This window comes from Tahibacter soli (assembly GCF_025717065.2).
Taxonomy (GTDB): domain Bacteria; phylum Pseudomonadota; class Gammaproteobacteria; order Xanthomonadales; family Rhodanobacteraceae; genus Tahibacter; species Tahibacter soli.
The window spans coordinates 279,722-298,782 of sequence record NZ_JAOVZO020000023.1 but is presented as its reverse complement, the minus strand read 5'-3'; the positions used below and the strand labels follow the sequence as shown (position 1 = coordinate 298,782).

12 protein-coding genes are annotated in these 19,061 nt (G+C 70.6%); 8 read left to right on the top strand and 4 right to left on the bottom strand.

The window, feature by feature from the left end; genetic code table 11:
• The first annotated feature begins 2 nt into the window (after positions 1-2).
• Genes OD750_RS26655 through OD750_RS26640 form a run of 4 tightly spaced genes read left to right on the top strand, consistent with a single transcriptional unit; the run spans position 3 to position 5,429 of the window.
• Complete coding sequence (locus OD750_RS26655; protein ID WP_263542590.1) at positions 3-1,919, top strand: RiPP maturation radical SAM C-methyltransferase; 1,917 nt, start codon at positions 3-5, stop codon at positions 1,917-1,919.
• Positions 1,916-3,106 (top strand): radical SAM protein, encoded by a 1,191-nt coding sequence (locus tag OD750_RS26650; RefSeq protein WP_263542591.1) that lies wholly within the window; start codon positions 1,916-1,918, stop codon positions 3,104-3,106. Before OD750_RS26655 ends, OD750_RS26650 begins: the two co-directional genes overlap by 4 nt.
• Positions 3,103-4,536 carry a class I SAM-dependent methyltransferase gene (locus OD750_RS26645; protein WP_263542592.1) on the top strand — a complete coding sequence of 478 codons (1,434 nt, stop codon included), beginning with the start codon at positions 3,103-3,105 and terminating at the stop codon, positions 4,534-4,536. Before OD750_RS26650 ends, OD750_RS26645 begins: the two co-directional genes overlap by 4 nt.
• Positions 4,533-5,429 (top strand): Rossmann-like domain-containing protein, encoded by an 897-nt coding sequence (locus OD750_RS26640; protein ID WP_263542593.1) that lies wholly within the window; start codon positions 4,533-4,535, stop codon positions 5,427-5,429. Before OD750_RS26645 ends, OD750_RS26640 begins: the two co-directional genes overlap by 4 nt.
• Before the next feature lie 591 nt (positions 5,430-6,020).
• On the opposite strand, the gene OD750_RS26635 is transcribed toward OD750_RS26640, so the two are convergent.
• Positions 6,021-6,905, bottom strand: a complete 885-nt coding sequence (locus OD750_RS26635) for a hypothetical protein (protein WP_263542594.1) — start codon at positions 6,903-6,905, stop codon at positions 6,021-6,023.
• A gap of 97 nt (positions 6,906-7,002) precedes the next feature.
• Entirely contained in the window at positions 7,003-8,982 is a 1,980-nt protein-coding gene (locus OD750_RS26630) for an FAD-dependent oxidoreductase (RefSeq protein ID WP_263542595.1), read from the bottom strand.
• 404 nt (positions 8,983-9,386) lie between these two features.
• On the opposite strand from OD750_RS26630, the gene OD750_RS26625 reads away from it, so the two are divergent.
• From OD750_RS26625 to OD750_RS26615, 3 genes are all read left to right on the top strand, one after another.
• Positions 9,387-11,576 carry a hypothetical protein gene (locus tag OD750_RS26625; RefSeq protein WP_263542596.1) on the top strand — a complete coding sequence of 730 codons (2,190 nt, stop codon included), beginning with the start codon at positions 9,387-9,389 and terminating at the stop codon, positions 11,574-11,576.
• Positions 11,577-11,744: 168 nt separating this feature from the next.
• Complete coding sequence (locus OD750_RS26620; RefSeq protein ID WP_263542597.1) at positions 11,745-12,320, top strand: sigma-70 family RNA polymerase sigma factor; 576 nt, start codon at positions 11,745-11,747, stop codon at positions 12,318-12,320.
• Positions 12,317-13,051: an anti-sigma factor gene (locus tag OD750_RS26615; protein ID WP_263542598.1), complete on the top strand. Its 735-nt coding sequence runs from the start codon at positions 12,317-12,319 to the stop codon at positions 13,049-13,051. The genes OD750_RS26620 and OD750_RS26615 overlap by 4 nt, the downstream gene beginning before the upstream one ends.
• Positions 13,052-13,071: 20 nt before the next feature.
• Here OD750_RS26615 and OD750_RS26610 read toward each other — a convergent pair whose 3' ends face one another.
• A complete protein-coding gene (locus OD750_RS26610; protein ID WP_263542599.1) occupies positions 13,072-14,559 on the bottom strand; it encodes an FG-GAP-like repeat-containing protein in 1,488 nt (495 codons plus the stop codon).
• A 253-nt stretch (positions 14,560-14,812) separates the two neighbouring features.
• Between OD750_RS26610 and OD750_RS26605 the strand changes: the two genes are divergently transcribed.
• Complete coding sequence (locus tag OD750_RS26605) at positions 14,813-17,761, top strand: cadherin-like domain-containing protein (RefSeq protein ID WP_263542600.1); 2,949 nt, start codon at positions 14,813-14,815, stop codon at positions 17,759-17,761.
• A 54-nt stretch (positions 17,762-17,815) separates the two neighbouring features.
• On the opposite strand, the gene OD750_RS26600 is transcribed toward OD750_RS26605, so the two are convergent.
• Positions 17,816-18,805 (bottom strand): hypothetical protein, encoded by a 990-nt coding sequence (locus tag OD750_RS26600; protein ID WP_263542601.1) that lies wholly within the window; start codon positions 18,803-18,805, stop codon positions 17,816-17,818.
• Positions 18,806-19,061: the final 256 nt, after the last annotated feature.

The window sequence follows — 19,061 nt, the reverse complement described above, 5'->3', positions numbered from 1 at the left end:
GCATGACGCCGCAGGTGCTGATCTGCGTCGCGCCGGTGCTGTCGGCGCTGCGTCCGGCGCTCGGACCCGCGACGCTCAAGGCAGGCCTCGCCGCGGCCGGCATCGCGGCCGAAGTCGTCTATCTCAATCTCGATTTCGCCGAATACTGCGGCCTCGCCGACAACGAGTGGCTGGCCGAGGACATCCCCACGCATCTGCTGGCCGGCGACTGGCTGTTCGCGCACCTGCTCGCGCCGGACGCGGCGCCCGCGGCACGCGCGCACGCCGAACGCCTCGCCGAACAGGTCGGCCCGCGGCGCTGGCGCGACCTTGCGCGCCTGCGCGCGCGCTGCGGCGACTTCGTCGAAGCCGCGGCGCGACGCATCGCGGCGCGCGCGGCGCCGCTGGTCGGCTTCTCGACCGTGTTCCAGCAGACGGGCGCGTCGCTCGCGCTCGCGGCGCGGCTCAAGCAGCTCGCGCCCGCCACGCACGTCTGCTTCGGCGGCGCGAACTGCCACGGACCGATGGGCCCCGCGCTGCTCGAGCGCTACGCACAGATCGACAGCGTGTTCACCGGCAACGCCGACGGCGTCTTCACCGAATTCGCGCAGGCGCTCCTGGCGGGCCGTGCGCGCGCCCTGCCCGGCATGGTGCTGCGCGACCACGCGCCGTGCACGCTGCCGCCGCCGTCGCCGCCGCTCGACAGCCTGCCGATACCCGACCACGGCGAATACTTCGAACAGCTCGCCGGGCGGCCGTTCGCCGCGCAGCTGCGTCCGGCCGTGACGTACGAATCGTCGCGCGGCTGCTGGTGGGGCCAGAAGCACCATTGCACGTTCTGCGGCCTCAATTCCGACAGCATGGCCTTCAAGGTGAAGTCGGCGCCGCGCGTGCGCGCCGAACTCGACGCCCAGGCGCGGCGCTACGGCGTGACGCGCTTTTGCGCGGCCGACAACATCCTCGCGCTCGACCACATCGAGGCCGTGTTCGCGCCGCTCGCCGCCGACGCGACCGGCTGGCGGTTCTTCTACGAGATCAAGGCCAATCTCTCCGAGGCGCGCCTGCGCACGCTGGCGCGCGCGGGCGTCACGTGGGTGCAGCCGGGCATCGAAAGCCTCGACGACGACGTGCTGCGCATCATGCGCAAGGGCGTGACGGCGCTGGCGAACGTGCGTCTCCTGCGCAACTGCACCGAGCTCGGCATGGGCGCGGCGTGGAACATCCTGTACGGCTTTCCGGACGAACCGCCGGACGCCTACGCACGCATGACGCACCGGCTGCCGCTGCTCGAACACCTGCGCCCGCCGACGAGCTGCTCGCGCATCCGCATCGACCGCTTCAGCCCGAACTACGAGCAGGCGGCCGCGATGGGTTTCGACGACGTGGCGCCGGCGCCCGCGTACGCCGCGCTGTACGGCGGCGACGCGCAATGGCTCGCGCGCGTGGCGTATTTCTTCGACGGACGGCCGCCGCAGGGCGAGCGGTTCGACTACGTCGACGCGCTGCGCGCCGCCGTCGCGCGCTGGCGAGCGGCCTGGTACGGCGGCGACGCCGCGCCCGAACTGCGCCTGGAGCGCCTCGGGCCGGTGACGCTGCTCAAGGACACGCGCGGCTGCGCGGTCCAGCCGCTGCACCTGCTGGAACCGGCCCAGGTCGCGCTGCTCGACGCCTGCGGCGATCCGACGCCGGTCGCGCGCATGCTGGCGCAGCATGCCGCGGACTGGCCCGGCGACGCCGCCGCGCGCTTCTCGGAACTCGTGGCGCTGCGGCTCGTGCTGGTCGACGGCAACGCCGCGTTGTCGCTGCCGATCGACGGTGCCGGCGCGGTGATCGGCGCCGCCGAGCGCGCCGACTATCCGTGGGGCTACTGGCTTCCCGCGCCCGATCCGATACCGCATCCGGCCGATCGCCCGGCCGCCGCCGTGGAGCTGCCGTCATGAGCGTCGAACTGCGCCCGCTCGGCGATCGCTGCAACATCCAGTGCCGCTACTGCTATCAGGAAGGCACGCGCGCGGCGGCCACCGCGCCGCCGCGTTATTCGCTGCCGCAGATGCTGGCCACGCTCGACGAACTCGGCGAGCCGTTCGTGCTGTTCGGCGGCGAGGCGCTGCTCGTACGCGACGCCGACCTCGAGCGCCTGTTCGCGTACGGCCTCGAGCGCCACGGCGTCAACGCGATACAGACGAACGGCGCGCTGATCGAGCCGCACCACATCGCCCTGTTCCGCCGCTACAACGTGCGGGTCGGCATTTCGCTCGACGGACCCGGCTCGCTCAACGACATGCGCTGGGCCGGTTCGGCCGGCCGCACCCTGCGCGCCAGTGCGCGCGCCGAGGCGGCGCTGGCGCGGCTGTGCCGCGAGGGCCTGGCGCCGAGCGCCATCGTCACGCTGCACGGCGGCAACACCCGCGGCGCGCGGTTGGGCGTGCTGTGCGACTGGATCGCGCACCTGCACGCGCTCGGCGTGCGCCGCATGCGCCTGCACCTCCTGGAAGTCGACCAGCACAACGCGTCGCGCGGCCTGCGGCTTTCCGATGCGCAGAACCTGCGCGTGCTGCGGCGCCTGCGCGCGCTCGAACCGACCCTGCCGGGCCTGCGCTTCGACCTGTTCGACGAGATGCGCCGGATGCTGCTGGCGCGCGACGCGGTCAGCTCGTGCATCTGGCAGGCGTGCGACCCGTACGCGACGCGCGGCGTGCGCGGCGTCGAGGGCGGCGGCGACCGCAGCAACTGCGGCCGCACCCACAAGGACGGCATCGCCTGGCTCGCCACGGAGCGGCGCGGCTACGAGCGCCAGCTGTCGTTGCACGAAACGCCGCACGCCGACGGCGGTTGTCGGGGATGCCGCTTCTTTCTGATGTGCAAGGGCAATTGCCCGGGCACGGCGCTCGAGGGCGACTGGCGTCTGCGCAGCGAACACTGCGCGACGTGGTTCGGCCTGTTCGAGGACATCGAGCGAACGTTGCTGGCCGAAGGCGAAGCGCCGCTGTCGCAATCGCCGCGGCGCGCCGAATGCGAGGCCGAACTCGTCGCCCTGTGGCGCGAAGGCCTGGACGAAAGCCTGCAGTCGCTGACTGCGCGGCTCGGCGTCGGTGTCGCGCCGGCAACGGCCGGGCATGCTGCATGAGCCTCGACGACGCGCCGCGCCTGCTGCGCCTGCCGCTGCCCGTCGAGGCGGACGCGCAGCGCCTGGATTTCTCCGCGCCGCGCCAGGCCTGGGCCGGCGAATCGCAGCGCAGGCTCTGGGCGCCGCGCCTGGCGGCGATCCGCGCCGCGCTGCTCGACATCGAACTCGACGACGTCGCCGCGGGCCGTATCGCGGCCACCGCGCTCGAATGCGCGCCGGCGCAGATCGCGCCGCTGACCGCACGGCTGCGATCGCTGGACCTCGCGGCGATACCGCTTGGCGCACGCGTCGAAACCGGGCCGGCGACGGACGACACGCCGGTGCCGCACTACCGTCTGGCGTTGACCCGGCGCGACGGCATCGACGCGCTCGTCGACGCGCTGGCGTCCGGCGACCTCGCCGCGTCGCTGCGACTGGCCGGCTATCCGGACTGCTGCGGCACCGCGCTGACGACGGCGCTGGCTGACGGCGAACGGCTGCCGCTCGCGATCCACGCGGCCGGTTCGGCGCGGACATCCGCAGGTTCCCGTGCGTGGGAAGCCGGCGGCCTGCTGCAGTCGCTGGGCCTTGCGGCCGTGCCGCATATCGCCTGCAGCGACCGCTGCGACGCGTCGCGTGCGCTCGGCGCCGCGCGGCTGGCGCGCGGGCGCGCCGCCGGACACGACGCCGCGATCGGCTGGCTGACCGAGGTGCTGGCCTGGCCGATGCGCTATTCGCGCCGCAACGGCATCGCCGAACTGCACACGCCCGTGCTGCGCCTGCTCGCCGACGCGGGCGCGCGGCAGCCGAGGCTCGACTACGCGTCGTCTTCAGCAACGCCGCGTGCGTCCGGCGGCGGCGTCGCACACGTCGAAACCGCCGTCGTCGAAACCTCGCTCGACGGCGAGTTCGACAATCCCGCCGCGGCGGACTACGGCTTCGACAGCGTCCACGCGTGGCGCACGCGCCAGGCCGAAGTCGTGTGGGAGCAGTCGCGGCGGCTGCGCGCCGCGGGCGGTTCGCTGCTCGATCTCGCGTGCGGCGACGGCTACCTGCTGCAGCTGGCCGAAGCCGAAACGCGGCGTCTGCAGGTCTTCGGCCTCGATACGCGGCAGGATCAGGTCGTCCGCGCTCGACGGCGCCTGCCGCATCGCGCGGACGCCCTCGCCGTCGGCGGTCCGACGCGGCTGCGCGACGGTCTGGCGGGCTGCCCGGTGCCGGTCGACGTCGCGTTGCTGCGACCCGAAGACGTCGTGGATCTTGCTGCAACCGAACGCGCTGCGCTGCTGGATTCGATATTCGCCGCCGCGCGCTGCGTGATCGCCTACGCCAGCGACCGTGCGCTGCGGCGCCACGGATCGCTGGCGCAGCTGCTCGCCGCCGCCGGACTCGTCGCGGAGACCGTACCGGCCGCGGCGGATATTTCCGTCGCCGCGTACCGCGCCGGATGAGCATCGCCGCCGATACGCTGCGGTACCTCGACGGCGCCGGGCTCTCGCGCGGCCGGCGCGTCGCCGACATCGTTCTGACGCACGGGTACGCGGGCGTCGTTCTCGATACCGGTGCGGCGGGCTGGGCGCTGAACTATGCCGTGGCCGTGGACGGCCTCGAACGGCGCGAGGCGTCGTGGCTGTCGCGGACGTCGCGCGATCCGCTCCTGCGCGACGCGCTGTTCGGCACGGTGCCGGGCGAGCCGGACACCGCCTGTCTGCGCACGGCGCTGCTCGCCGCGCTGTCGGAACCGGCCCTCGCCGCACCGGCCTCGTACGGCCTGCACGTCCAACCCGACCTGCCGGCGTACTGTCTTGTCGGTACGCGAAACGCGGCGGTGGTCGGATTCGGCGGGCTGATGTGGCGGATGCTCGGCGTGCCCGCGCTGCGCTCGCTGTGCGTGCTCGATCTGACCTTGCCGGAACGGCGCAGGGAAATGGAGAGCGTGACCGCGGCGATGCGGATGGCGCGGCCGGACGTCGCCGTGCGGCTGTCCGACGGCGGCGACTGGCGGGCCGTGTTCGACCGCTGCGACACGCTGGCGATCACCGGCTCGGCGCTGTGCAACGACACGCTCGACGCGCTGATCGCGGCGACCGGGCCCGGCCAGACCGTCATCGTGCAGGGCCAGAGCGTCGCGCTGCATCCGCGCGCGCTGTTCGAGCGCGGCGTCGCGGCGGTCATGACCACGCGCAAGCCGCCGCAGCTCGCCGCGCTGGCGCGCGCCGACCGCAGCGGCGTGACGCTGCGGCCGTGGTTCGAAGGCGGCAACGCGCGCCTGTGCCTGCTGCCGGCCGATGGCGACAGCCGGCCGGACGAACGGGTGCGGATCGAGGCAGGCGTCGTCGAATAGCGCGATGCGCGGCGGTACGTGTCAGGGCGGCGCGACGACTTCCGCACTTGGGCGAACGGCGTCGGCTGCCCGACTCGCGGGTGTCCTTGAATTGCAGGTGTCTTTGAACGGCCGAATCGAAATCTTGGGTGTCCAGAATCGATCGGCCGCGAATCTTGGGTGTCCAGAATCGGCCTGAATCAGCCGAATCTTGGGTGTCCAGAATCGGCCGGAATCGTGGGTATCCAGAATCGGCCGCAGGTGTCCTTGAACGGCCGCATCGAAATCTTGGGTGTCCAGAATCGATCGGGTGTCCAGAATCGGCCGGGTCGAATCTTGGGTGTCCAGAATCGGCCCGGCCACCTGGTCGAATCTTGGGTGTCCAGAATCACAGTGTCGCTGCGCGATTCGGGGGCGCGCCCGAATCGTGGGTGTCCCGAATTGCCTTGGGTTCGTGTATGTCCCGGAATCGGATCTCCCGGTTTTTGGGTGTCCCCAATCGGGCTACGTTTTTTGGGTGTCCCGAATCGCGGTTTGTTTCGTGGGTGTCCCGAATCGACACTTCGGCGCCGGTCCACCGACCGGCGCCGAGTGGCGCAGCGCCGTGACGCCTCAGCCGTCCAGGTCGTCCAGGTCGTGCATGCCGCGCAATTCCGCGACGACATGCTCGCCGTACCAGTGCCCCTCGACCAGCACGAGGTCGTATTCGGCCCACACCGGGGCGCCGAACACGGTGACCGTCGTACGCACGCGGGCCTTGTCGCCGTTCCGGTCGAGCACGTCGACCTTGAGCGAATCGGCGATCGCGTCGAGGTCGATGCCGTACGTGCGCGCCGCGTCCTTGGCCGCCGCGAGCATCGGGCTCGCGCGTTCCAGCACGCCTTCGAGCGGCAGCGACTTGAGCTGGTCGATATCGGTGATGCCGGTGCCGCGAGCCGCTTCCGTGAGCCGCGTCAGCGCGCTGCGCATCGATTCGCTGCTGAGGAAGTCGGTACTCGTCGCCCAGCGCTGGAACCCCGGCAGCGCGCTTTCGATCGCCTTGCGCTGCGCGTCGGTCAGTTTGCTGTCGGGCGACTTCAACGCCACCTGTATTCCGCCGAACGCCATCAGCAGCATGCCCGGCAGCTGCGGGCGGGCCTTGCCCAGCTCCGGCTCGATCTTCGCCATCATCCGGTCGACGGCGTCGGGCGACGTCAGTTCGTTGATCTTCTCGGCGAAACGCGCGCGCTCGCTTTCCGTCGTCGGCTTGCGGCGCTTGACCTCGAACGCCGCGCGCGCCGTCTCCCACTTCGAGCGCGGCGTCAGCGCCTGCGCGAGGCCGGCCAGGTCGCCGGCACGGAACAAGCGCGCCAGCTGGCCGATTTCGGCGGCAGGGTCCGGCGCGCCGACGGCGCTGGCCGCGTTCGGGTTCGACGGCACGCCCTGTGCCGGTACGGCCGACGCCGAACCGGCCGCGAGCGCCGCCGTCAGGGCCAGGGACAACCATTTCGTCTTCATGTGCCGCTCCTCTCGTTGGGAGCTTTAGTGTGCTGGTGAACTACAACACCAGTAAGTGACGGAAGTCACTGCGGCACCGAAGCGCTCTTGCGGCCGGCTAACACGGGCAAATGAACGGATAGTCCTTGTCGTCGATGATCGGTTTCATGTCGAAGAAGTCGTCGAGCACCGATTCGGCCGTGCAGTACGCGCCTTCCACCCACGCCTGGTCGTTCGAGAACGCTTCGCCGACGATGAAGATGTTCGCGTCCGCGCCGTCGATCAGCTGCGACGGCTTGCGGATCTTCTGCTGCACCTCGCACACGTTGTAGTGCGCGGCCCATGCGTGGTAGCCCGCGTTGAACGGCGGCAGCGACCAGTCCATGTACGCCGTTTCGAGCGGTTCGGGCACCGCGGTGTAGTCCGACTGCGGGCCGAAATGCACCGCGGCCAGCTGCTTGCGCAGCATCTTCACCATCACCTGCGGCGCCTTGCGCGGGCCGACCAGCGTCTGCAGATTTGCCGAATCCGGTACGCGGCGCTCGCCGTCGACGCCGATCTCCAGTTCGTGCCAGAAGCTCGTGAACGTCTCGTCGTCGTAGCTCGCGAGGATGCCGTAGACCTTCTTCGCCTTCGGGTCGGGCGCGTTGTGACCGAAGTACACGACCTGGCGTATCGGCAGGTCGGTCACGCTCGGGCCGATGGTGTTGCGCTCCGCGGCCTTGAGCAGCTGCCGCTCCCGCACCACGCTCAGCCGCTCCTCGACGCACTGCTCGACTGCCTGCACGAACGACGGCGCGCTGGCGAACGGCTGTTCCATGACCTTCTTGCTGTCCTTGATCCGTTTGATCCACGCGGGCGGGAATTTGTCCTTCGCGAGCGTCTTCAACACGTCGTCGGTGATTTCGTAGCCGGTGATCTGCGGGGCGTACGTCGCCTGCGTGAGCCACCACGGCTCGTCGAAGAACATGCCGACCTTGTACGAGGGCTGCAGCACGGCCGATTCGAGGAACAACTGCACTTTTTCATGATTGAGCACGTCGAGGCCCGCGTGCTCGACGTAGCGCGTGGCCTGCGCGACGAGGTCGAGCGCCGCGGGCGGCATCGCCATCCACGCCGCGTCGGTCGTGCGCCGGTCGCTGGCCTTGTTCGGCTGCGCGCGCGTGGCGAGCGTGTAGTGCACTTTTCCTTCGATCTGCAGGATCGAATGCAGTCGCGTGTTCGGCTGGTAGACGAGGCGCACGCCCTTCGTCTTCGCGAGCTTTTCGATCGCGTCGAACAATGCGTTGAACATGCTCGAATAGCCGTGCGTCAGCGTGCGATATTCGTTGCCCGGCGTGAACTCGTTGTTCGCGTTCATCGCCACCGCGGCGTTCCAGTTGATCACGTTCGACGTGTAGCCGTTGCCGTCGGCCGTGTAGTTGAAGCCCTCGCCGCCGAGCTGGTCGAACATCAGGTTCCAGTAGCCGATGTCGCTCAGGCGGTCGCCTTTCTGGAACACCGACGTGTCGCCGGTATCGGCGGCGATGCGTCCGTCCTGGAAGAACTGGCACCACTGCCGTCGCGTCTGAGGACCGCTCGTACTGGTGACCGCGAGGTTTTCCACGACCGCGAAGCCGTTGTCGGGCTGCGCCGCGGCGCCGTAGTGGTCGACGTCGTACGGCGCGGGATTCGACGACGAGATGTCGTTCAGGAACAGGTTCTTCGCGCGCAGGAAGAAAAGCGGATTGGTGGATTCGTTGAACGGTACCGAGTCCTTGTCGAGCCCGAGTTTTCCGATCACCGTCGTGACGAGCCGGTGCCCCTGCCCTTCGGGCGTGCCGTCCCACTCGGAATAGCGCATGCCGCCGAGTTCGAGATACGAATTCTTCGGATCGTTCTCGTAGTGCCACGTGCACACGCGCGCGCCGGCCGCGCGCGTGCCGGGATGGCGCTTGGAAAAGTCGTACTGGCCCCAGTCGTACAGCTCCAGCGTGTCGCCCTTGCCGAGGAGCTTCCTGCGGCCGGCGGCATTCTTCGCCTCGCCGTCGAGCAGGCGCCATGCGGTGTACAGACCGGCGGCGCCGGCACCGAAGATGGAATAGGTCTTGGCTGTCACGGTGGGATCCTCGTCGGGGGCGGACGGTTCGATGCCCGGTGCGACGGCGCGACTGCCGCTCCGCGTGTTGCGGAATCGGGGCCGCGCGAGGCATCGCGCAAATTGTAATGGTGGACTTTTATCGGTCGCGACCGCGACGAGACAGCTGTCAACTCTTGCAGTTGACGCCGGCAGCCGCATAGAGCTATCGGGCGGCGGCGCCGGTCGGGTTCACCGGCCTGCGCCGATGCGCTCGACCGTCGTCACCCGGTTCGTTTCCCGCGTCGCGCCCATGTCGCGCGAAACCGGACCGCGAACTGACAGTCGCGCCGCCGAAAAACCGATAGACGAATCAGGCGCCCTGCGCGCGGCGTCCGGCCGACCCCGGATGCGCGCGGACGCCATCCATCGTCGAGGGTCCACGTATGCGCCACTCCCCACTGCATCGCCTGCCGCGCGCGTTCTGCGCCGCCGTGCTCGGCATCGCCGCGTCGCCGGCGTCCGCGGCGCCGTTCGTCTACACGGGCAACTACTACACCGGCGACGTATCGGTGTTCGATACGGTCACGCGGCAGCTCGTGGCGACCGTGCCGGTCGGCGCGCGCCCGTTTCCGATCGCGATCAGCGCCGACGGCTCGCGCATGCTCGTCGGCAACAGCGGCAGCAACACCGTCAGCATCGTCGAGACCGGGGGCCACACCGTCGTCGCGACGCTCGGCGTCGGCCAGAATCCGTACGGCATCGCGATCAAGCCCGACGGCACGCGCGCCTACGTCGCGAACTACGCGAGCGCCGACGTCACGGTCATCGACCTGACGACCAACACGGTCGTCAAGACGATCCCCGTCGGCACCGCGCTCGGCGGCGTCGCGGTCAACCCGCAGGGCACGCGCGCCTACGTCACGATCGGCGGCAGCAATGCGATCGCCGTGATCGACACCGCGACCGACACGATCGTCGCGACGATCGCGAACGCCGGCACCAGTCCCTGGGCCGCGGTGTTCAGCGCCGACGGCACGCGCGCGTTCGTGTCGAACTTCTCCGGTGCGAACGTCAGCGTGATCGACACCGCGACGAACACGGTGATCACGCGCTGGAACGTCGGCAACTCGCCGGTCGGCGTGGCGCTCGCCGGCGACGGCGCGCGCCTGTACGTCGCCAACAGCGCATCGGACACGCTGTCGATCGTCGACACCACCGGCGGGATCGTGCTCAACAACCTGCCGGTCGGTCACCGCCCGTTCGGCGTGAGCGTGCATCCGGACGGCCGCACGGTGTACGTCCTGAACGCGGGCGACCCGGTGACGCCCGGAACGATCAGCATCGTCGACGGCCTCGCCAACGTCGTGCTCGCGACGATACCGACGGCGGTCTATTCCGGCTCGGTCGGCAACTACGTGTCGCCGTATACGCCGCCCGGCATCCCCACCGGCGTCTCCGCGGCACCGGGCGTCAACAGGGCCACCGTGTCGTTCATCGCGCCGTTTTCGGACGGCGGCCAGCCGATCAGCGCGTACACCGCGACGTGCGGCACGCAGACGCGCGTCGGCGGCGCGTCGCCGATCGTCGTCGACATGCTCGCGAACGGCGTCACCGTCGCGTGCACCGTCTACGCGACGAACGCGCGCGGCAACGGCGCGCCGTCCGCGCCGGCCGCCGTGACACCGGCCAACCTGCCCGGCGCGCCGGCGATCACCGGCGTCGTCGCCGGCAACGCGAGCGTCGAAGTGAGCTTTACGCCGCCGGGGAGCGACGGCGGCGCGGCGATTTCGGGCTATGTCGCGACGTGCGGCAGCGCGAGCGTGCACGGTTCGGTGCCGACGATCCTCGTGACGGGCCTGTCGAACGGCACGCCGGTGACGTGCACGGTGAGCGCGATCAGCGTCATCGGTACCGGTCCGGCTTCCGCGCCGTCGGCATCGGTCACGCCGATGACCGTACCGGGCGCGCCGACGCTCGTGTCGGCGACCCGTGGCGTCGGCGGCGTGAGCCTCGCGTTCGACGCGCCGGCCGACGACGGCGGCGACGCCGTCAGCGGCTACGTCGCGGCATGCGGTCCCGGCGCGCTCGAAGCGACCGGCATGCAGTCGCCGATCGTCGTGACCGGCCTCGACGAGGATACGGCGTACGACTGCAGCGTCAGCGCGATCAACGCGGTCGGCACCGGCGCGGCGTCGAACGGCGTCGCGGTGCCGCCGCGACCGACCGTCGATCTCGCGGTCGGCGTCGACAACGGCACCGGCTACGTGCAAGGCGGCAGCGACGTCGTCTATACGATCGACGTGAGCAATCTCGGCGCGAACGGCGTCGTCGGCGCGCACGTCGCCGACGCGCTCGGCGCCGACGTCGAATCGCCGCACTGGACCTGCAGCGCGACCGGTGGCGCGCAGTGCCCCGCGAGCGGCAGCGGCGCGATCGACCTCTTCGCCGACATCCCGGCCGGCGCGAGCATCCGCATCACGCTGACCGTGCATGCCCCGCCACTGCCGGAAACGCCGCTGAGCGAGAGCGTGACGGTGACCGTGCCGGTCGCGTGGCGCGACACCGACGCGTCCAACGACACCGCGAGCGACGGGCCGGACCCTCGCGGACTGTTCGGCGACGGATTCGAGTAGGCGCCCCGAACATGGGGTAGCCGGAGCGCCGCGAGGCGCTCTTTGCGTTCGAGGGTGCGCGCGTGCATCCGCGGCGCATACTGCCGACGTAAGGTGCGTAACGATCCGGCTATCCGAACGGGGGCCGTGTTGACTACTATCCTTGTACACGCAGCGAAAGGACGACGCATGACGCAAACGAACGCTCCGCAGCCGGTCGTCGACGCACGCGGCCCGGAACTGCTGCTGTCCCGCGTCGCCGCCGGCGACCGCGACGCGTTCCAGGCGTTGTACCGGGAAACGAGCGCGCTGCTCTTCGGCATCTGCCTGTCGGTGCTGCGCGACCGCGCCGAGGCCGAGGACGCGCTGCAGGAGGCCTACGTCGCCATCTGGCACAAGGCCGCGCAGTTCGACCGCTCTCGCGCGACGGCGATCACCTGGCTCGGTTCGATCGCCCGGCATCGCGCGATCGATCGCCGGCGCGGCGCGGGATCGTCGGCGACGTGGGTCGCGCTCGACGTCATCGAGCAGCATGCCGCCGACGAAGGCCGCGCGGCGCCGTCGCCGGACGACGCGCAATCGGCCGCCCGTCTCGACGGCTGCATGAGCCAGCTCGAGCCGCAGCGGCAGCGCCTGATCCGCGCCGCGTTCGTCGAAGGCGCGACGTACTCGGAACTCGCCGCGCGCTGCGGATCGCCGCTCGGCACCGTCAAAAGCTGGATCCGGCGCAGCCTCCTGCAACTGCGAGCGTGTCTCGAACAATGAACTCGCCGACCGACGACATCGACACCTCCGATCGCTCGCCCCCCGGCGACGACCTGCTCGCAGCCGAGCTGATGCTCGGCCTCCTCGAACCGGACGAGCGCCGCCGCGCCGCCGCGCGTGCCGAAACCGATCCGGCGTTCGCGCGCCTGGTCGACGGCTGGGATCAGCGTTTCGCGCCGTGGCTCGTGCGCGTCGAACCCGTTGCGCCGAGCGCCGCGCTGTGGCCGCGCATCCGCCGCGATCTGGGCTGGGAGGCGCCGCCGCAACGCGCGCGAGCGCCGCTGTGGGGCAGCCTGCTGCTATGGCGCTGCGCGACGGCCGTCGCGGCGGGCGTCGCGCTCGCGGTCGTGCTGCTGCGCCCGGCCGTCGTACCGCCGACCGAAACCGCGGCGGCGCGGCCGGTCACGACGCTTGCGCACGACGACGGCCGCGCCGCGTGGCTCGTCACCGTCGATGCGACGCAGGGCAAGGTGTTCGTGGTGCCGGTGCCGGGTACGGTCAGCCCGGGCGAGCGCATTTGCGAATTGTGGATCATTCCCTCCGGCGGCGCGCCTATTTCGCTCGGCGCCGTGTCCGACCGCAAGGCGCATACGGTCGACATTGCCGAGGCGCTGCGCGCGCGGCTCGCCGCGGGCGCGGTGCTGGCGGTCACGCTCGAAGACCGGCAAGGCGTTCCGCATGCGGCGCCGGCGGGACCGATCGTCGCGAAGGGCGAAATCCTCGATATCTGACGCCGCCGGCAGCGGCGGCGCTACGGTTCGAAGCCGTCGCGAAAAATGAACTCGCTGCCGTACAGCACTTCGACCGCGCCGTCGTCCGCCGTGGCGCCGTCGTCGTAGTACGGCACGCCGATCGCGAGGTCCGGGGCGCCGTCGTCGTTGTAGTCGCCGGTGGTCAGCGCGCTGCCGTAGCGATCGTCGATCGCCGGCGCGCCGATGTTGCGCTGCGCGCTGCGCGTCCAGCGTTCGACGCCGCTCGCGGTCAACCCGCCGGCGTTCGCATGGAAGATCGCGACCGAACCGGACTCGTCGAGCCCGTTCGCCGCTTCGCCCGGCGCGCCGACGACGAGGCTCGTGCGGCCGAAGATGAGGCCGGTCGTGGTGCGGCGCAGACGGCCCGACGCGAGCTTCGAGCCGAAGCGCCCGCCCGTCGACGCGCCCGGCACGTCGGCCGGGGTGAAGCGCTGGTTGCCGGCGGTCGCAAGACCGCCGGTGTCGCCCGCGTAGACGACGTGCACCGCATCGGCGTAGGTGCCGATCGCCAGATCCGACGTCAGCCCGCTGTCGAACGGCGCGGCTTGCAGATCGATGCCGAACAGCGTTCCGCCCGTGCACGTGCCGAGCATTGCGCCGACGCCGGGCCGGAAGATGCGCGAGCGCGTCGTCACGATGCCGCTCGCGCTGCCGTACATGACGATGACCGCGCCGCTCTTCGTCGTGCCGTCGGGGCAGCGCGCGCCGGTCGCGCCGATCGCCAGATCGTCGTAGCCGTCCGCGTCGAAATCGCCGCTCGCGAGCGCGTAGCCGAAGCGGTCGCCTTCGAGCGGATCGAACGTGAGTCCGTCGCTGTTGCGCGTGACGAGCGTGCCGCGCGCCGACGTGATGCCGGCGGCCGTGCCGTATTCGATCATCACCGCGCCGGCCTCGTCGACCGTGCCGACGGCCTCGCCGAGCGCGCCGATCGCGAGATCGTCGTAGCCGTCGTTGTCGAAATCGCCGCTGGCGAGCGCGTTGCCGAAGCTGTCGCCGGCCTCGTGCACGCCGGGGTAGCCGTTATTGCCCTGCTGGATCGTCGTGACGACGTCCCAGACGCCGGCGTTGTCGCGGCGCGCGACATAGGCACGACCGCCGGACGGAAACGACGCGCTGTACGACGGATTGCCGAACGCGATCTCGTCGCGGCCGTCGCCGTCGAAGTCGCCGGTGATCGGCGTGTTCGCGCGAAAGCTGACGCCGGGCTCGAACGTCGATCCGAAAAACTTGATCGGAGTGCCGGTCGTACCGACGTCCCAGGCCTGGCCGCGCAGGATGCGCAGCGCGTTGCCGCCGTTCGGCGAAACGATCAGGTCGTCGGTGCCGTCGCCGTCGACGTCGCCGGTGGTCGTGCCGTAGCCGAACTGACTCGCGCCGGCGATCGGATTCTTCAGGATCGTATTGCCGGTCGGCCCGAGCGCGTACTCGGCCAACGCGGCACCGGCGGGCAACAACGACAGCGCGGCGCAGGCGACAAGACGCGACATGACGACTCTCTCGTGACGGACCCCGTTGGGCGACTGAACGTGGCGCCGCTCGCGGACCGAACATGGCGGGCTCTCGCAAACGACCGGCGCATGCCTCATTTTACACTTGTACCATACGAGATTTCGCTCGAAACGATGAAAACACGCCGGCCGCCCGCCCGCGATAGCCGGCGCCCCGCAACCGCGCTAGCAACGACAGGACGCCGGCAACCGCGCGGGGCGATTGAGCCGTCCTGACTCGCACAGGCCTCCTATGAAGATTCTCGCCCTCGCCGGCTGCATCGCAGCCGTCCTCTTCGGCACGTCCGCGCTCGCCGCTCCCGCCATCGTCGTCACCGCCCGCAGCGGCGACCCCGGTGCGCCGGAACGCCTTGCCGACGGCGTCGCCGACCGCGGCCGGCATACGCTCGCGGTCGATGCCGCCGGCAATACCTACGTCGTCGGCTCGCGCTGGAACGGCACGGACTGGCGCTATCGCACCACCAAATACGCGCCCGACGGCTCGGTGGCCTGGAACGCGATGCAGCCGCCCGAAACCGAAAATCCCGGTCAATTCCCCTACGGCGTCGGTGTGGACGCGGCCGGCAACGTCTACGTGACCGGCACCAACTACGTCCAGTTCGTCACGATCAAGTACGACAGCGCCGGCACGCAGCAGTGGCTGCGGCGCTATTCGTTCCCGGGCGGCGTGTACCAGCAGCCGCGCGCGATGGCGGTCGACGCCGCCGGCAACGTGTACGTCACCGGCCGCTCGCAGGCGGGCGGCGCGGGCATCGATCAGTTCGACTACGGCACGGTGAAATACGACACCGACGGCAACGAGCTGTGGACCGCGCGCTACAACGGCCCGGACGGACTGCAGGACGAAGTGCTGGCCCTTGCCCTCGACCCCGACGGCAACGTCTACGTCACCGGCGGATCGAAGGGTGCGGGCGGCCGCAACGACTACGCCACCGTCAAATACGACGCATCCGGCGTGCAGCAATGGGCGTCGCGCTACGGCAACGGCAGGCACGGCGACCAGGCCAACGCCGTCGTCGTGAACGGCGACAGCGTCGTCGTCACGGGCATCTCGAACACCGGCGACCACTACGACGCGATCACCGTCGGCTACGATCGCGCGACCGGCGTCCAGCAATGGACGGCGACCGTGACGGGGCCGCACAACAACTACGGCAGCGCCCTCGTGCGCGACGGCCAGGGCAACGTCTACCTCGCAGGCGCAGCCTGGAATCCGGGCAACGGCCTCACGACGGCCAAGTTCGACGCCGCCGGAACGCAGCAGTGGCTGCGCAACTATCTGCCTTACTCGGGCATCACCGGATCGAACATCGCCTATGCGGTCGCGCTCGATCCGACCGGCGGCGTCGTCTCGGCCGGCCGCGCGACCGGCTTCGACGGATTCGACTACGGCGTGGTGAAGTACGACGACGCCGGAACCCAGCTGTGGACGCAGCTCTTCAACGGTCCGCCCGGCACCCTCACCGACGAGGCCGGCGCGGTCGCGGTGCGCAACGACGGCGTCGTCGTGGTCGCGGGCACCGAAGGCTATTCGCAAGGCAGCACGGGCAACGATCGCCGCACCACCTTGTTCATCGTCGACGGCGTGCAGGCCACGTCGCCGAGGATCGGCATCGCCCCGAGCGTGACCGGCGAGCCGTACGCGGTGAACGTGTCGGTGCGCGGCAAGGTCGGCTTTCCGGCCGGCAGCGTGCTCGTGAGCGACGGCGACGGCCACAGCTGCGGCATCGCGCTCGCGAACGGCGACGGCGCCTGCACGCTCGCGAACGCGACGGCCGGCGGCAAGACGGTGACCGCGACGTTCTCGTCCGACGCGCCGGCGCTGTTCGCGAGCAGCGCGAACGCGACGACGCACGTCGTGAACAAAGCGACGACGCGACTGACCGTGGCGACGCCGGGCCTGTCGCGCCCCGGCGAGGCGTTCGATGCGAGCGTCGACTTCGGCATCGTGGCGCCCGGCGCGGGCACGACCACCGGCGACATCACGGTCGGCGACGGCGTGGACAGCTGCACGATCGCACCGCCCGCGACGCACTGCGCGCTGACGCTGACGACGGCCGGGGCTCGCACGATCGCCGCGAGCTACGCGGGCGACGCGAACTTTCTCGCCGTCGGCGCGAGCGTGGCGCATCGCGTGAACCGCGTTGCGACGACGACGGCCGACAGCTATTCGCTCGCCGAAGACGGCAGCCTGACGGTCGCCTCGGCGGCCGGCGTGCTCGCGAACGACGACGACGCCGACGGCGACACGCTCGCCGTCGTGCCGGGCACGTTCGCCGCGGGCGGCATCGGCGGCACGGTCGTGCTGCACGCCGACGGCTCGTTCGACTACACGCCGCCGGCCGACGCCAACGGCACGGCGACGTTCGCGTACACGGCCGGCGACGGCGCCGAAAGCGCGACCGGCAGCGTCGAGATTCAGGTGCGCCCGGTGAACGATCCGCCGAGCTTCACGCTCGGCGCGAACCTCACGCACGCCGCCGCGACGAGCGGTGCGCAGTCGGTCGCGGGATTCGCCGGCGGCGTGTCGACGGGGCCGGCCGACGAAGCCGGGCAGTCGATCGACGCGTTCGCGACCACGGTCGACAGCGATCCGAACGACATCGTGAGCACCGTCGGCATCGACGCGAGCGGCAACCTTTCCTACACGCTCACCGGCCGCGGCGGCACGGCAACGATCGGCGTGCGTGCGCGCGACAACGGCGGCACGGGCGACGGCGGCAACGATACCTCGGCCGCGCGGACGTTCACGATCACGGTGGCGTCCGGCGTGGATCTCGCGATCGGCGTCAGCAACGGCCGCTCGTTCATCGTCGGCGGCAGCGAGACGACGTACGCGGTCGACGTGCGCAATCTCGGTCCCGACACGGCGAATCAGGCGCGGGTGTCGGTCGCGCAACCGGGCAACGTCATCGCGTTCGTCTGGACCTGCAGCCGCAGCGACGCGACGCCATGCGCGGTCGCCGCCGGCACCGGCGCGATGGAGCAATTCGTCAACGTGCCGGTCGGCGTGACCGTGACGTTCGCGTTCACGATGACGGTGCTGTCCCAGCCCGAATCGCCGGTGACGCTGCAAGCGTTCGTCGCGCCGGCCGCGAGCCAGACCGAAGTGCAGCCCGCGAACAACAGTGCGAGCGACACCGATCCGGTCGGCATTTTCGCGAGCGGGTTCGAGGGCTGAGGCGAGCCGATGGAACCGCCCGTCGCGCCACGGCGCGCGACGGGCCGTTCGACCTCAGCCGATCCGGTAGACCAGTCCGGCGAGATCGAGCAGCGGCGTGCGCGCGTCGAACGACGAATGCAGCACGAGCGAGAACGCCCACTCGGCGCCGGTCGACGGTGGGTCGGTCGCGGCTTTCCATGCGGCGAGCGCCGCGCCGATCTGCACGGCCGTCGTCGCGGTCGGCGGCAGGTTCGGGTACAGGCCGACCGGCACCGATACCGCCGGTGCGTCGCCCGCATCGGGCGGCGCGCCGAGTCGATAGCCGTAAGCCGCGCCGATCGTCGCGCGCAGCGCGTCGCGATACGCGCCGAACAAGACGGTCAAAGCCGCATCGAGCGCGGCGTCGACGGTTGCGCCGAGGTCGGTGATGTCGATGCGCTGCGGCCAGCGGTTCAGCGGCGCGATGACGCCTGCCGCTTCGGCCGTCGCCGAACGACGTTCGACGTCGACCCCGTCGTCACCGCGCTCGCGGCGCACGGCGGTCAACGACGCACGAGCGCACTGAACGCCGCCGACGTTGAGGCCGTTCCACGTCAGGCCGATGTTGAGCCAGTAATCCAATGACACCGGCGGATCGAACGCGTATGTGCGCTCGATACCGTCGCCCGAACCGTTGCCGAGATCGACGATGTCGCCGTCGGGCGCGCGCCGGTCGATGGTCGGCCAGCGATCCGCCGGCCCCGACGCCGGCTGCTCGCGCGTCAACCGCAACGCTTCGATGCGTTCGCCGTCGTCGCTCCGGACGAGCCGCACGCGATAGCGATCGTCGATGCGTGGCGGCAGGTCGTCCGCAGCCGGCCCGTCCTGCGGCGGCGCGGCATTGAACGAGACGGCGACGATCGCCTCGTCATACGCCGCGAGGTCGTGCAGATAACGCAGGCCGTAGCGCCACAGCGCCGTTTCGGCGAGATGGGCGGCGCCGTGTGGCGTGGCGTCCTGCTGCTCGAGCGTCGGCGGCGGGAGGGTATCCGGGCATTGCGGCGCTGGCGTCGCGGTCGGCATGTATTACTCGGCTGTGTACTTCGGGTGTCCGGGTTTCTGGGGGTTCCGAGCGCGGGGCTTTTCTGGCTTTTGGGTGTCCACGTTGGGTTTTGGGTGTCCACGTTCGCCTCCCACGCTGGCTTTTGGGTGTCCACGTTCGCGTCCCACGTTGGCTTTTGGGTGTCCACGTTCGCGTCCACGGGGCTTTTCTTGAGTGTCCACGTTCGCGCGCTTGCTCGCAGGTCCACGCCTGCGCCTGCGGCGAATCTCGTCCTCG

Bases quoted from the DNA above. Each gene is read 5' to 3' on its own strand.
- OD750_RS26655 (WP_263542590.1), top strand. From the start codon at position 3: ATGACGCCGCAGGTGCTGATCTGCGTCGCGCCGGTGCTGTCGGCGCTG.
- OD750_RS26650 (WP_263542591.1), top strand. From the start codon at position 1,916: ATGAGCGTCGAACTGCGCCCGCTCGGCGATCGCTGCAACATCCAGTGC.
- OD750_RS26645 (WP_263542592.1), top strand. From the start codon at position 3,103: ATGAGCCTCGACGACGCGCCGCGCCTGCTGCGCCTGCCGCTGCCCGTC.
- OD750_RS26640 (WP_263542593.1), top strand. From the start codon at position 4,533: ATGAGCATCGCCGCCGATACGCTGCGGTACCTCGACGGCGCCGGGCTC.
- OD750_RS26635 (WP_263542594.1), bottom strand. From the start codon at position 6,905: ATGAAGACGAAATGGTTGTCCCTGGCCCTGACGGCGGCGCTCGCGGCC.
- OD750_RS26625 (WP_263542596.1), top strand. From the start codon at position 9,387: ATGCGCCACTCCCCACTGCATCGCCTGCCGCGCGCGTTCTGCGCCGCC.
- OD750_RS26620 (WP_263542597.1), top strand. From the start codon at position 11,745: ATGACGCAAACGAACGCTCCGCAGCCGGTCGTCGACGCACGCGGCCCG.
- OD750_RS26615 (WP_263542598.1), top strand. From the start codon at position 12,317: ATGAACTCGCCGACCGACGACATCGACACCTCCGATCGCTCGCCCCCC.
- OD750_RS26610 (WP_263542599.1), bottom strand. From the start codon at position 14,559: ATGTCGCGTCTTGTCGCCTGCGCCGCGCTGTCGTTGTTGCCCGCCGGT.
- OD750_RS26605 (WP_263542600.1), top strand. From the start codon at position 14,813: ATGAAGATTCTCGCCCTCGCCGGCTGCATCGCAGCCGTCCTCTTCGGC.
- OD750_RS26600 (WP_263542601.1), bottom strand. From the start codon at position 18,805: ATGCCGACCGCGACGCCAGCGCCGCAATGCCCGGATACCCTCCCGCCG.